The sequence below is a fragment of the Rhizobacter koreensis genome, from assembly GCF_013366375.1.
Taxonomy (GTDB): Bacteria; Pseudomonadota; Gammaproteobacteria; order Burkholderiales; family Burkholderiaceae_C; genus Schlegelella_A; species Schlegelella_A koreensis.
In genome coordinates this window covers 278922-292792 of sequence record NZ_JABWMJ010000003.1, presented here as the reverse complement: position 1 = coordinate 292792, position 13871 = coordinate 278922, and the positions used below count along the sequence as shown (strand labels likewise).

13 protein-coding genes are annotated in these 13871 nt (G+C 65.2%); 10 read left to right on the top strand and 3 right to left on the bottom strand.

What is annotated here, in order from left to right:
• Positions 1-212: 212 nt before the first annotated feature.
• The 5 genes from ugpB to ugpQ all read left to right on the top strand — a co-directional run bounded on the left by ugpB (position 213) and on the right by ugpQ (position 5330).
• Positions 213-1526 carry a sn-glycerol-3-phosphate ABC transporter substrate-binding protein UgpB gene (gene ugpB / locus HQN59_RS08305; RefSeq protein WP_176068020.1) on the top strand — a complete coding sequence of 438 codons (1314 nt, stop codon included), beginning with the start codon at positions 213-215 and terminating at the stop codon, positions 1524-1526.
• Positions 1527-1675: 149 nt separating this feature from the next.
• Positions 1676-2563, top strand: a complete 888-nt coding sequence (gene ugpA / locus HQN59_RS08300) for a sn-glycerol-3-phosphate ABC transporter permease UgpA (RefSeq protein ID WP_176068018.1) — start codon at positions 1676-1678, stop codon at positions 2561-2563.
• Positions 2564-2600: 37 nt separating this feature from the next.
• Positions 2601-3452 (top strand): sn-glycerol-3-phosphate ABC transporter permease UgpE, encoded by an 852-nt coding sequence (gene ugpE / locus HQN59_RS08295; RefSeq protein ID WP_176068016.1) that lies wholly within the window; start codon positions 2601-2603, stop codon positions 3450-3452.
• A gap of 31 nt (positions 3453-3483) precedes the next feature.
• Complete coding sequence (locus HQN59_RS08290) at positions 3484-4560, top strand: sn-glycerol-3-phosphate ABC transporter ATP-binding protein UgpC (RefSeq protein ID WP_176068014.1); 1077 nt, start codon at positions 3484-3486, stop codon at positions 4558-4560.
• Complete coding sequence (gene ugpQ, locus HQN59_RS08285; protein ID WP_176068012.1) at positions 4557-5330, top strand: glycerophosphodiester phosphodiesterase; 774 nt, start codon at positions 4557-4559, stop codon at positions 5328-5330. The genes HQN59_RS08290 and ugpQ overlap by 4 nt, the downstream gene beginning before the upstream one ends.
• A 143-nt stretch (positions 5331-5473) precedes the next feature.
• Here ugpQ and argJ read toward each other — a convergent pair whose 3' ends face one another.
• On the bottom strand, positions 5474-6706 hold the full coding sequence (gene argJ, locus HQN59_RS08280; protein WP_176068010.1) for a bifunctional glutamate N-acetyltransferase/amino-acid acetyltransferase ArgJ: 1233 nt from the start codon (positions 6704-6706) through the stop codon (positions 5474-5476).
• A gap of 38 nt (positions 6707-6744) precedes the next feature.
• On the opposite strand from argJ, the gene HQN59_RS08275 reads away from it, so the two are divergent.
• Entirely contained in the window at positions 6745-7449 is a 705-nt protein-coding gene (locus tag HQN59_RS08275; protein ID WP_176068008.1) for an iron-containing redox enzyme family protein, read from the top strand.
• Positions 7450-7454: 5 nt separating this feature from the next.
• Positions 7455-8396, top strand: a complete 942-nt coding sequence (locus HQN59_RS08270) for a crotonase/enoyl-CoA hydratase family protein (RefSeq protein WP_176068006.1) — start codon at positions 7455-7457, stop codon at positions 8394-8396.
• A gap of 9 nt (positions 8397-8405) precedes the next feature.
• On the opposite strand, the gene HQN59_RS08265 is transcribed toward HQN59_RS08270, so the two are convergent.
• Positions 8406-10193, bottom strand: coding sequence for an ATP-binding protein (locus HQN59_RS08265; RefSeq protein ID WP_176068004.1), 1788 nt, complete (start codon positions 10191-10193; stop codon positions 8406-8408).
• A gap of 177 nt (positions 10194-10370) precedes the next feature.
• Between HQN59_RS08265 and HQN59_RS08260 the strand changes: the two genes are divergently transcribed.
• Positions 10371-12059 (top strand): ATP-binding response regulator, encoded by a 1689-nt coding sequence (locus HQN59_RS08260; protein WP_176068002.1) that lies wholly within the window; start codon positions 10371-10373, stop codon positions 12057-12059.
• A 10-nt stretch (positions 12060-12069) separates the two neighbouring features.
• On the opposite strand, the gene HQN59_RS08255 is transcribed toward HQN59_RS08260, so the two are convergent.
• Positions 12070-12663, bottom strand: a complete 594-nt coding sequence (locus HQN59_RS08255) for a response regulator transcription factor (RefSeq protein WP_246294770.1) — start codon at positions 12661-12663, stop codon at positions 12070-12072.
• A 26-nt stretch (positions 12664-12689) separates the two neighbouring features.
• Here HQN59_RS08255 and HQN59_RS26025 point away from each other — a divergent pair, with 26 nt between their 5' ends.
• Both HQN59_RS26025 and HQN59_RS08250 read left to right on the top strand, forming a co-directional pair.
• On the top strand, positions 12690-13046 hold the full coding sequence (locus HQN59_RS26025; RefSeq protein WP_246294769.1) for a hypothetical protein: 357 nt from the start codon (positions 12690-12692) through the stop codon (positions 13044-13046).
• Complete coding sequence (locus HQN59_RS08250; RefSeq protein WP_176068001.1) at positions 13009-13866, top strand: helix-turn-helix domain-containing protein; 858 nt, start codon at positions 13009-13011, stop codon at positions 13864-13866. Before HQN59_RS26025 ends, HQN59_RS08250 begins: the two co-directional genes overlap by 38 nt.
• Positions 13867-13871 lie beyond the last annotated feature (5 nt).

Genomic DNA, 13871 nt, shown 5'->3' with positions numbered 1-13871 from the left:
CTCGGGCTGCCTCGAGCCCGTGTGAGCACTTGGCCGCGGATCGTACCGCAGTGCAACATGCGGGCCCGCGCGGCGCCGGCGGAACGCCCGCTGCGAAGGGGTTATCCCGTCTGGCGGGGTCCTGCCTTCCACCGGATAAACGCGCTTGTCACAATCCGCACCGAAAATGCGCGGCTGCGCGCGTGCGCCTTTCCCCCCTGGAGCCCGGTTCAATGAAGTTCAAGTCGCTCGTTCTCTTGTCTGCCGCCGGCGTGCTGATGCCGCTCGCCTCGGCGCAGGCGCAAACCCAGATCCAGTGGTGGCACGCCATGAGCGGCCCGCTCGGCGAATGGGTCAACGACCTGGCCAAGGAATTCAACGCCAGCCAGAACCAGTACGTCGTCGTGCCCACCTACAAGGGCACCTATGGCGAAGCCTTCACGGCGGCGATGGCGGCGTTCCGCGCCGGCAACGCGCCCGACATCCTGCAGGTGTACGAGGTCGGCACCGCGACCATGATGGCCGCCAAGGGCGCCATCAAGCCGGTCGGCGAGGTCATGACCACCGGCGGCGCGAAGTTCGACGCCAAGGCTTACGTGCCGGCGGTCGCGGGCTACTACACCGCGCCGAACGGCCAGATGCTGAGCTTCCCGCTCAACAGCTCGACGACCATCTTCTATTACAACAAGGACGCCTTCAAGGCGGCCGGCCTCGACCCCGAGAAGGCGCCCAAGACCTGGCCCGAGGTCGTGCTCGCAGCGGCCAAGCTGAAGGCGAGCGGCCACAAGTGCCCGTTCACCACGAGCTGGATTAGCTGGACCCAGCTCGAGAGCTTCTCGACCTGGCACAACGTGCTGTTCGCGACGCAAAACAACGGCTTCGGCGGCCCGAGCGCCCGCCTCGCCTTCGACTCGGCGCTGCACATCCGTCACTTCGAGAACCTGGCCAACATGGCCAAGCAGGGCCTGTTCGTCTACAAGGGCCGCGAGAACAAGGCCGACGTGGCGTTCCCGTCGGGCGAGTGCGCGATGCAGACGGCCTCGTCGGGCCTGTACTCGCGCGTCAGCAAGGAAGCCAAGTTCGCCTACGGCATCTCCACGCTGCCGTACTACCCCGACGTGCCGGGCGCGCCGCAGAACACCGTGATCGGCGGGGCGAGCCTGTGGGTGATGAACGGCAAATCGGCCGACACCTACAAGGGCGTCGCCGCGTTCTTCAACTATCTGTCGAAGCCCGACGTCCAGTCCGCGAGCCACAAGCGCACCGGCTACCTCCCGGTCACGATGGCCGCCTACGAGCTGACCGACAAGTCCGGCTTCTACAAGCAGAACCCCGGCACCGACGTCGCCGTGACGCAGATGATCCGCAAGACCACCGACAAGTCGCGCGGCATTCGCCTCGGCAACTTCAACCAGATCCGCACGATCATCGACGAGGAGACCGAGCAGATCTGGACCGGCAAGAAGACCGCCAAGGAAGCGCTCGGCGCCGCCATCCAGCGCGGCAACGACCAGCTCGAGCGCTTCGAGCGCGCCAACAAGGGCTGACGGTCCGGGCGGGCTCGCGCGACCCGGCTGACCCCGCCCGAGCCCGCCCCGACGTCGCTTGAGGCCTGGCGGCGCACCCGCCGCGGGCCGCTTCGAACCTCCTACACCTCCCCTGCCGGCGCGGCGGGGGGAACGCTAGACTCGCGCCCGTGGCAGCCGAAAAACGCGTCCTCTTCAAGTCGGCCTGGCTGCCATGGGTGCTGCTGGCGCCGCAGGTCATCGTCATCGCGGTGTTCTTCTTCTGGCCCGCCGGCCAGGCGTTGCTGCAGTCGTTCCAGGAGCAGGACGTGTTCGGCATGTCGACCCAGTGGGTCGGCCTCGCGAACTTCCGCGCCCTGTTCGCCGACCCGGCCTACCTGCAGTCGTTCAAGATCACGGCGTTCTTCTCGGTCCTCGTCGCCGCCCTCGGCATCGCCATCTCGCTGATGCTTGCCGTGTTCGCCGATCGCATCGTGCGCGGCGAGCTCGTCTACAAGACCTTCCTGATCGTGCCCTACGCCGTCGCACCCGCGGTGGCCGGCGTGCTGTGGCTGTTCCTGTTCTCGCCGACGCTCGGCGTCGTCGCCTATGGCCTGCGCAGCCTCGGGTACGACTGGAACTACCTGCTGAACTCGAACCATGCTGTCACGCTGATCGTGATCGCGGCGGTCTGGAAGCAGATCTCGTACAACTTCCTGTTCTTCCTCGCCGGCCTGCAGTCGATCCCGAAGTCGCTGATCGAGGCGGCCGCGATCGACGGTGCCGGCGCCTGGCGGCGCTTCTGGAGCATCCAGTTCCCGCTGCTCTCGCCGACCACGTTCTTCCTGCTCGTCATCAACGTGGTCTACGCGTTCTTCGACACCTTCTCGATCGTCGATGCCACCACGCAGGGCGGCCCCGGCCAGGACACCATGATCCTGGTCTACAAGGTCTACAACGACGGCTTCAAGAACGGCGACCTCGGCGGCTCCGCGGCGCAGTCGGTGGTGCTGATGGCAATCGTCATCGCCCTCACCGTGGTGCAGTTCCGCTACGTCGAGAAGAAGGTCCAGTACTAGATGGGCCACCCCCAAACGCCTGCCCGCCGATCGCATCATGGTTGACCGCAGTCCGTTCCTGCGCGTGCTGAGCCACGTGGTGATGCTGCTCGGCATCTTCATCGTGATGTTCCCGCTCTACCTCGCGTTCGTCGCCTCGACGCACACCGCGCAGGACATCGTGCAGGCGCCGATGCCGCTGCTGCCGGGCGGCAACCTGATCGAGACCTACAAGACCGCGCTGCTCGGCGGCGGCGAGGGCGCCGGCTCGACGGCGCCGGTCGCCCGCATGATGTGGGTGAGCCTGGTCACCGCGCTCGTCATCACGATCGGGAAGATCGCGATCTCGCTGCTCTCGGCGTTCGCGATCGTCTACTTCCGGTTTCCGCTCAAGGGCTTCTTCTTCTGGGCCATCTTCATCACGCTGATGCTGCCGGTCGAAGTGCGCATCATGCCGACCTACAAGGTCGTTTCCGACCTCGGGATGCTCAACAGCTACGCCGGCCTCACGGTTCCGCTGATCGCGTCGGCGACCGCGACCTTCCTCTTCCGCCAGTTCTTCCTCACGGTGCCGGAAGAGCTCGTCGAGGCGGCCCGCATCGACGGCGCGGGGCCGATGCGCTTCTTCAAGGACATCCTGGTTCCGCTCTCCAAGACGTCGATCGCGGCGCTCTTCGTGATCCAGTTCATCTACGGCTGGAATCAGTACCTCTGGCCGCTGCTGGCGACGACGAGCGAGGACATGTACCCGGTCGTGATCGGCATCAAGCGGATGATCGCCGGCGGCGACGCCGCCAACGAATGGAACGTCGTGATGGCGACCGCCCTGCTGGCCATGCTCCCGCCCGCGATCGTCGTGATCCTGATGCAGCGCTGGTTCATCAAGGGCCTGGTCGACACCGAGAAATGAACATGCACGAGCCGATGCACGAAGGGGAGCCGTGGGCGCCATCTCGATAAGGGACGTGGTCAAGCGCTACGGACGTGGCGCCACCGCGAATCAGGTCATCCACGGCGTCAACGCCGAGATCGCCGATGGCGAGTTCGTCGTCATCGTCGGGCCGTCGGGCTGCGGCAAGTCGACGCTGCTGCGCATGGTCGCCGGCCTCGAGGAGATTTCGGGCGGGCAGATCGCGATCGCCGGCCGCGTGGTCAACGACGTCGAGCCCGCGGGTCGCGACATCGCCATGGTGTTCCAGAACTACGCGCTCTATCCGCACATGAGCGTGTTCGACAACATGGCCTACGGGCTGAAGATCAAGAAGGTTCCTGCTGCGGAGATCCGCGCCCGCGTCGACAAGGCGGCCAAGATCCTCGAGCTCGGTGCCCTGCTGCAGCGCCGCCCGCGCGAGCTCTCGGGCGGCCAGCGCCAGCGCGTCGCCATGGGTAGAGCGATCGTGCGTCAACCGGCGGTGTTCCTGTTCGACGAGCCGCTCTCGAACCTCGACGCCAAGCTGCGCGCGCAGACCCGCCTCGAGATCCAGAACCTGCACCGCGAGCTGCGCACCACGTCGCTGTTCGTCACGCACGATCAGGTCGAGGCGATGACGCTGGCCGAGCGGATGATCGTCATGAACGCCGGCCGCATGGAGCAGATCGGCACTCCCGACGAGGTTTACCACCGCCCCGCGACGACCTTCGTCGCCGGCTTCATCGGCTCGCCGCCGATGAACCTGCTGCGCGGGCGCGCGTCCGAACGCGGCTTCGAGGTCGGCGGGCAGCCGCTCGCCCTGCCGGCAGCGCCGCCGCGCAGCGGCGAGCTCGTGCTCGGTGTGCGGCCCGAACACGTCGAGCTCGGCTTCACGGCGTCGCCGACGAGTTGGCCGCTGCGCGTGCAGGCGATCGAGATGCTGGGCGCCGAGCGGCTGATCTACGGCGCCATCGGCGACACGCTCTTCACCGCGCGACTCGACGCGACCGAGGCGCACCCAGAGATCGGCTCGGTGGTCAACCTCGCGGTCACGGCCGATCACCTGCACTGGTTCGACGCGAGCACGTCGGAGCGGCTGGGTTCATGACGGCGGGCCTCGACGGCGCGACCTGGCCCTACCCGCGCTGGATCGCGCATCGCGGCGCCGGCAAGCTCGCTCCGGAGAACACGCTCGCGGCGTTCCGGCTCGGCGCCGGTCACGGCTATCGCGCATTCGAGTGCGACGTGAAGCTGTCCGCCGACGGCGTGCCGTTCCTGCTGCACGACGCCACGCTCGAGCGCACGACCTCCGGCCGCGGCGATGCCGGGGCGCTGACCTGGGGCGAGCTCTCGCGGCTCGACGCCGGCAGCTGGCACAGCCGCGCCTACGCCGGCGAGCCGCTGGCCAGCTTCGACGCGGTCACGGCCTTCTGCCTGCGCAACGGCCACGCGCTCAACGTCGAGATCAAGCCGGTCCCGGACGATGACGAGCGGACCGGCGGGGTGGTTGCAGAGGTCGCCGATCGGCTTTGGCGCGCGGCGCCGTCGGCCTTGCTGCCCCTGCTGAGCTCGTTCCGCCCGGCGGCGCTCGCCGCCGCGAAGCGGGCCGCGCCGGAGCTGCCACGCGCGCTGCTGCTCGACAGCCTGCGCGCCGGCTGGCTCGACGAGGCACGCGCGCTCGGCTGCGTCGCCGTCGTCACCGCATCGGCGCTGATGGACGCGGCCCTGGTCGAGCAACTGCACGCCATCGGCATGCGCGCCCTCGTCTACACCGTGAACGACCCGGCCGAAGCGGTCCGCGTCTGCAGCGGCGGCGTCGACGGCGTGATCACCGATGCGGTCGACCGGTTCGCGCCGGGCGCGGAGCTACTGGTCTGAAGGCGAGCGCGCGGCAGGCTGAGCGCACCCGCTGGCACCGATCAGCGATGAAACAGGCGGTGCCACGCTCCCGGCAGGGCAGTGCAAGCAAGCGGACAAAAACGTCGGGCGAAGCGTGGGCGCCACGCATCCGCCCGCCACGATCAGCTGCGGTAGTCCGCGTTGATCTTCACGTAGTCGAGGCTGAGGTCGCAGGTCCAGACGCTGGTTGCCGCGCCGCCACGGTGCAGCTCGACGCGGACCACGATCTCGCTCTGACGCATCACCCGCTGCCCGTCCTCTTCGCGATAAGCGGGGTCGCGCCCGCCACCGGTCACGACCCGCACGTCGTCGAGGAAGAGATCGATCAGCGTCGCATCAAGGTCGTCGATGCCTGCGTAGCCGACCGCCGCGAGGATGCGGCCGAGGTTCGGGTCGCTCGCATAGAAGGCCGTCTTCACGAGCGGCGAATGCGCGATTGCGTAGGCGGCGCGGCGGCACTCGGCTTCGTCGCGCCCACCCTCGATGCGCACCGTGATGAACTTGGTTGCGCCCTCGCCGTCGCGGACGATCGCCTGCGCGAGGCGGACCGCGACGTCGTTGATCGCCTGCCGCAGCACCTGCCCGTCGGCCGAGGCGAGGTCAGCGACCGGCGGGTTGCCGGCCTGCTGCGTCGCGATCAGCACCAGCGAATCGTTGGTCGACGTGTCGCCGTCGATCGTGATGCGGTTGAACGACTCGTCCGCCGCTTCGCGCACCAGCTGGTCGAGGAGGCGCGGCTCGATCGCGGCATCGGTCGCGATGAAGCCGAGCATCGTCGCCATGTTCGGACGGATCATCCCGGCGCCCTTGCTGACGCCGGTGACGGTGACCAGCCGGTCGCCGAGCCGCACCTGCAGCGACGCTGCCTTCGGCACCGTGTCGGTGGTCATGATCGCCTCGGCGGCGTCCAGCCAGTGCGCCGGATCAAGGTCGGCGATCGCGGCAGGCAAGCCCGCCTCGATGCGGTCGTTCGGCAGCGTCTCCATGATCACGCCGGTCGAGAACGGCAGCACCTGCTCCGGGGCCACGCCGAGCAGGCCACCCAGCGCCCGGCAAGTCGACATCGCCCGCTCGAGCCCGTCGGCGCCGGTGCCCGCGTTGGCGTTGCCGGTGTTCACGAGCAACGCTCGGATCCCCCCGTATTCCCCCGCCAGATGCCTGCGGCACAATTGGACCGGCGCAGCCGAAAACCGGTTCGTCGTGAACACCCCCGCAACGCTCGCACCCTCGGCCACTCGAATCACCAACAGATCACGGCGGTTCGGCTTGCGGATCGCCGCCTTGGCAGTGCCGAGCTCGACACCGGCGACAGGGTATAGATCCGAGGCGACAGGGGCTTGCAGATGAACAGGCATTCCGAGGGCGTGTAGTGGTTCGAAGACCATTGTAGGAGTTGGATCTGCCGCAGCGAAACGGCGCCGCCGGACGCTTACGTCAACACTGGAACCTCATGCCAGCCTTTTTTTCGGAGTTGATCCTGCAGACGGACGAGGCTCGAAGAAGCTTTGAAACAGATCCCGTGATTCTTGCCGCGGTGGCGGAAGGCATGTCACTCGAGCGCTATCGACGCCTGCTATCCGAGCTCTACCAGATCGTCTGGCATTTCAATCCAATCTGCGCAGCTGCAGCCAGTCGGATCGCGGACTCGGAGCGCGAAGTTCGCTACTTCCTTTACTCGCATATGCAGGAGGAAAGCGGTCACGAGCAGTGGGTCGCGAACGATCTGCGCGCCGTCGGTGTCGATTTGGTCGCAGTATCGGAGTACGAGGCGTGCGCGACGACTCGCGCGCTCATTGGCTACAACTATTGGGGCGCGGACCGCGGCCACCCGTGCTCCGCGCTCGGGATGCTCTACACCCTTGAGGTGATCGCATCGGTCTACGGCGGCACTTTCAGCTCGGCGATCCGTGAAGCGTTGCTGCTCGAAGGTTCTGCGGGAACATCCTTCATCAACTCGCATGCGGAACTCGATGCCGAGCACATGAAGGACTTGCGCGAGATCCTCAACACCGTGGAAGACCCAGTTGCTCGGCGCGCCGTCGTCGCTTCGACCCGCGTGAACTTCGAGATGGTTACGCGCATCTTCTCGGGGATCTAAGCAGCGTGACCGTCGAATACGGACCACCGCCTGCGGCGCTTGCGCGCCACTACCGCTTCTTGAGGCTCTCATGGAACGAAAGCCTCAGACTTTTGCGCGTGCGAACATGCGTCACCCCAATTCAGTGCTTCAGCTTGGCGGGGATTTCCGAGATGCAGCGGGTGCTCGATGACATCTCCGCGAATCCCGGTTTGATCAAGCACCTCGTCGTGTCGTCGGACGTCGCCGGGGTGTTCAATTTCGGCGGCGACTTAGCGTTGTTCGTGCTTCTGGTGCGCGCGCAGGACGTCGACTCGCTGCGCCTCTACGGCCGGCGGTGCATCCAGATGGTCTGGTGGCTTGAGGAAGCCGCGCTGCGCAACGTGCACACCATCGTTCTGGTGCAGGGTGACACCCTAGGCGGGGGGCTCGAATCGGTCATGCCTTTTCACAAGGTCATTTTCGAGCGCAGCGCCCAAGCAGGATTTCCCGAGGTGCTGTTCAACCTCTTCCCGGGCATGGGCGCGTGGAACTTCACCGTGCGAAAGGCAGGGTTTGCGGTCGCCAACGAGATGATTCTGTCGGGCCGCCTCTACTCGGCGGATCAGCTGTTCCGGCGCAGCATGGTGGATCTGGTGGTCGACGATGGTGCTGGCGAATCCGCGATCGAGTACGTCATCCATTCGGTTGATACCAAATTCCGCGGGACGATGGCTGCGCTGCGCGCGCAGCGCCTCGCCTCTCCAATTTCTCTCAAGAACCTCGAGGACATCGTCGACCTGTGGGCCGAATCGGCTCTCGGGTTGACCAATCGAGACCTGCGCCTGATGGAGCGGCTTGCCAGGGCGCAGGTCAAGAAAGTCGGGGGAGGCTCGGAAGGCGCGGTGGAAGAGATCAAGCGCATTGAACTCGACACGGCATGGGGCGAAGAGCGCACCGGCATCACCGAGTGGACCGCCCTGTCCTGAGTGAGCGCTTCAGATCCAGGCGCTGATCACCGACAACAGCTGGGTTCGGGTGTAAGGCTTGGCAAGGTGGGCGTCCATCCCGGCCTGCCTAGACCGCGCGGCATCGTCGTCGAAAGCATCCGCCGTCAGGGCGACAATGGGAGTGCGCGCCCGGCCCGCCGCCGCCTCACGCCTGCGAATCTCCCGCGTCGCCTCATAACCGTCCATCACGGGCATTTGGCAGTCCATGAGAATCAAGTCGACGTGCTGTTCCTGAAGCACGGAGAGCGCTTCCAAACCGTCGGTCGCCTCGATGACGTCTAGACCCATCGAATGCAAGGTCTGCGTTCCAATAAGTCGATTCACTTCGTTGTCTTCGACCAGAAGGATAATGCCCCTGACGGTGCCGGACGCGTCAAGACTACCCATCGCCGAGTCCGCCACCGGCGGATGCTCACGCTGCGGATCAGCCTCGAGAAGCAAGGAGAAATGAAAGCGTGAGCCGCTGCCGACACTCGACGTCACGACGATGCGTCCCCCCATTGCTTCCACAATGCGCTGACTGATCGCCAGCCCCAAGCCGGTACCACTCTGGCGGCGGTTGCGCTTGCCGTCGACCTGATGAAACGGCTGAAACAACCCTGTCAGTGCGTCGGGCGTCATTCCGATGCCGGTATCCAGCACCTCGAATGAGACGCGGTGATGGTCATCCCCATGCGGGCGTGAACTCACGCGCAAAGTCACCTCGCCGCGCTCAGTGAACTTGATGGCGTTGCCCAGCAGATTGAGAACCACCTGCTTTAGCCGCTGACCGTCGACAAGCACCCAATCCACCGTGTCGGCATCAAAATCGAGCTGCAGCAAAAGGCCTTTGGCCTCGGCATTGGCCTCGAAAAGCCCGATTACGGCAGCACACATGGCTCGAAGAGAGAACGGCGCCGAGTGGAGCGCGAGCTTACCGGCCTCAATCTTTGAGTGATCGAGCACGTCGTTCAATATGGCCATAAGAGACGTACCGGATGAGGCGGCAGTTCGAACGAGCGCTCGCTGGTTCGCGTCGAGCCGCGAGTGGCGCAGCAAGTCGAGCGCGCCCAGCACACCATTCATTGGCGTCCTGATCTCGTGACTCATGGTCGCAAGAAACTGCGATTTCGCCCGGTTGGCAGCTTCGGCCGCTTCTTTGGCTGCAGCCAGCGACTCGATGAGCGACTCTGCCATTAGACGATGACGAATGGCGCTTGCCGTGGTATCCGTAAACTTGCGAGAGGCCTTGTACATCGTGTACCCGAACAGGGCGGTCAAGAGACTCAGTGGGAGGGCGCTAATACCGCCTGCGTCAAGTGTGACTGCAATAATTCCGCCGAGTTCCGGAATTGCGAGCAACAGGAAGGAGCGGCCCACGAGGGACATGAAAAGGGCAGCCACGCACACCGATCCACAGGCGAACATGATGTAGGCGATCGCCGTCTGCCCACTGGTATGCGCATAAATTCCAAACGCGCTGATCAGCCACATGCATCCCGAGAGAAGAGAGTTACCTTCGAGATGCAGCTGTGCTCGGCGTAACTGATACTTCGACAGTGCTCCTTGCTGAAACCAGCGTGAAATCTGAAGGCGCCAGATGGCGACTGCAATGCCGACCACCGCGGTTGCACCGGCTGCAAGGTACCGCCCATTCTCCGCGCCGATAAGGACCAGTACCACGACAGCGCCGATCTGGACTGGAACACTGCGGGCCGAGTTATGCAGCACGAGACGCATGACCTCGCGCTGCACCTCGATCTCTGTTGCCGGGCTTGGCGGCGTCTCGTTAGTCATCTTGGGGTTACTGCTCACCTGGAGAGCACCGGTCAGGCCTTCGGTCCACGAGTATGGTTCAATCGCTGGAAGTTCTCGGCAAAGGGGCTTGGCAGACGAGGCATTTCGCACATGACGAACTCATCGAGAAGCGCGGACTCGACCCAACGCGCGCCGAAGGGTGCACGCGGTTTGGCAATGAAACTCGCAAGCTACTTCGGGGCGCACGAAATTGACGACCGAGGAGAGCAGGAGCAGGAACGCGCTTCTCAGCGCGCGCTGGTGAGCGGCGGCTTGCTTCTGTTCTGGGGCGCAAAGGCTCTCCAGAGTGAATCCTTCGGCGTTTCTAGATGGTTTGTCTTGGTCACCCTCGGGTACTTCGTAGGGACACTATGGTACTGGGTTCGCTTGCGTTCCAAACCGTCGGCGTGTGTGGCTTGCCAGTACTTGTGCCTTCTGCTCGACCCGGTGCTTCTGACGGGAGTGCTCGCTCAAGACCCCGATACGTTCGCATTCCTGAACCCGTTTCTGCTGGTCGTCATCGTGAAGTCTGGAATCCGGTTCGGGGTTCGATCGATGTATCTGACGTGGGTGACAACCCTGCTCGCAGCGACCGCACTGTTGCTGGATGACTTCTGGCGGCTGTACTTTCAGCTCACCGCGTCCTATATTCTGATGATCGCGCTCATCCCCGTGTTCTTTGTATCCTTGATCGATCGCATTCACCGCGTCCGCGAAATTGAGCAGGAGCGCGCCCGTTTGGCGGCTGCTAAGCGAAACGTCGCCGCACGGAGCAGCTTCCTAGCGAAGATCGGTCACGAGCTCCGATCCCCTCTGCAGGCGATCATCTCAACCCTCGACGTCTTTGAGCACCGTCATCGCGGAGCGTTGCCTGACGGCGACGAGCTGATTGCGCGGATACGTCGTTCGTCGCTCCTGCTGAACGCGCAACTGCGCGATCTGTTGACGCTCGCCCGCGGCCAAGTCGGTCGCCTTGAACTTCGCCCGGAAGTTTTCGACGCCCGCGAACTCGTCTCCGCCTTAGCCGGCGTGACCCAGGAGCTGGCGGATGCGAAGGGTCTGAAGCTCTCGGTCGTGCTGCCGCCCGAGCCGCTGTTCCTGGTCGCCGATGCAGCACGCATCGACCAGATTCTCACAAATTTGGTCATGAACTCCATTCGTCATATCGAGAGCGGATCCATCGCCGTGTACCTCGACGGCTACGATCCCGCGCAGGGATGCGTGGTTTTCCGCGTGGAGGATTCAGGGCCCGGGTTGCCGGCGGCCGCACTAGAAACGCTGTCGGTTCCGATCGAGTCGAGTGACGATCTAGGGTCGCGCACGCACGGACTGGGCCTGATCATCGTCAGGACGCTGGTCGACCATTTGGACGGCTCGATCAGCGTAACAACCCCGCGAGGCAGCTCGGGCGGAACGAGTTCCCGCATCGCCATTCCGGCCGAAGTGGCTGACGTCCACGCTGCTCCCTCCTTTTCGCGCATTACAAGTGCACCCGTTCTCGCAGTCATCCACCGCGATCGGTTGAGGTCGCGCTTCCCGAGTTTGCTTGAAGAGGCAGGGATCACATGCGAGGTCGCCAGCTCGGCAGCCATCGCTGCGAACCGTCTGGCGCTCCGTAACTACGGTTTGGTCTTCGTAGATCTGGCGCTGCCTAAAAAGGACGCTGCCCAGTTTGTTACCGAGGTGCGTGCCGCGTTAGGGCTCAACGTGCAAACCGCGTTCGTCGCGCTGGCCGGAGACGAATACGGCGCTGGGCGGCGGGAAGGTTTTGCAGCCACGCTCGTAGACCCTTATGACGGGCGCTCGGTGAGGAGCGTACTTGAAGAACTCGCGCCGCACGCTCCAGCCGCTGCCCGGCTGAGCTGATCGCCCGGACCTACTTGTCGCGCGGCTCTCTCTGCCGCGCCTCCCGCCAAGCAATCAAGTTCGCTTGCTGCGACATCTCGCTGATCGCCAGCACCGCCTGCGTGCGGGTGCTGACGTTGAGGATGCGGAGCACGGCGGCGACGTGATCCTTGATGGTTTCGACGGACAGGTTGAGCTGGCGAGCGATCACCTTGTTGGGCTGACCTTCGAGCAGCAGCGCGAGCACGTCGGTTTGGCGCGGCGTGAGGCCGAGCGCGGCGAGCGGGGCCCCGGGCTTGAGCGGAAGGGGCCCGGCGCCTGAGCGCGGTTGCACGCCCCAGCTCGGCCCGCGACGACGGTCGTTGTCGGGTGTCGCTTCGGGCTCGCGGCGGGTGCGCATGATCGTCGGCGGCACGTAGATGCCGCCCGACATCACCATGCGCAACGCCTCGAACAGGGTCTCGTTGCTCGCCACCTTGGGCACGAACCCCATCGCGCCGAGATCGATGGCTCGCAACACGTCGGAACGCTGATCGGCCGCCGACACGACGACAATCGGCAGCGCGGGATACGCCGCACGGAACTCGACCAGCAGGTCGAATCCGTCGGTGTCGCCGAGCTGCAATCGAGCAGGCAGAGGTCGAGGTCGGCGTGGGTGGCCAGCACCTCGCGCGCGGCCTCGACGCTGCTGACGCCAATGGCGCTGGCGTCGGGCCCGAGGCCCTGGATCACGGCTTGGAGCGCCGAGAGAATGAGTGGGTGGTCGTCGATCAGCAGAGCCTTCATTGCAATGTCACCTCGAAGTTGGTGCCGGGAAGCCTGAAGGCGACACGCGCGATCACGACGTGGGCCTTAACACTTCCAAACACTCTACGCCGCACCCACTTGCAGATCAAGGAAACCTTTTCGCCTCGAACCATCGACTTGTTGCCGCTCTCTCACAATCGGCGCAACAAACGGGTTTTCACGAATGTCCGAACTGAGCTTGGACGCCGATGCGGCGCCTGACACCGACGAACCGTCCGCAACCGTCCCCCTCGCCGTGCGCTACGTGCGCGCGCTGCTCGAGCGTCACGGCTTGCCGAAGTACCGGCAGTCCGCATGGCTCGCCGACGCGACGGGCCTGTCCTACTCCCAGGCGCATCGACGTCTGAACGGCGCGTCGCCGTGGTCGCTTGAAGACCTGGAACGCGTCGCCGCCATGTTCGGCGAGTCCCTCGCCGACCTCGTGAGTGCACCTCAACGCAGCAGCGTCGCGGGCGTGATGAAGCTCGGCCCGGCCAACCTGCCTTGCCAGCTCTGGCTCGGCTCCACCGCCGAGAACCCGCGGCCGAACGATCTCGTCGCGATCCGCACCGCTACCGGCTGGACCGCTCTTACCGCCAGCGAGGCGGCTGAACACGTCGCCTACCGGGTCGAACGGCTCGAGGCGACGCCGAGCGCACCGTCGCGCCGCGTGATCGCCGTTCTCGACGACGACCAGGATCTGGCCGGGTCGATCTGCTCGCACCTGGGCGACAGTGGCTACGACCCGCGCGCCTTCTATCGGACCGCCGATCTCGAAGCAGCGGCGCAGACCACGAGCTTCGAGGGCTTCGTCATCGACTGGCTGGTCGGCGAGTCGAGCGCGCTCGACCTGATCGCCACGCTGCGGGCGCAGCACCCGAGCGCCCCGATCGTCGTGCTCACCGCGCAGGTGCTGACCGGCATGGTGCAGGAGAGCGAGATTGCCGACGCCGTCGCGGCTTACAACCTCGTCTTCGCCGAAAAGCCGGTCCGCATGGCGATCCTGTCGGCGTCGCTGGCCCGCGCGTTCGCGACGAGCTGACGTCA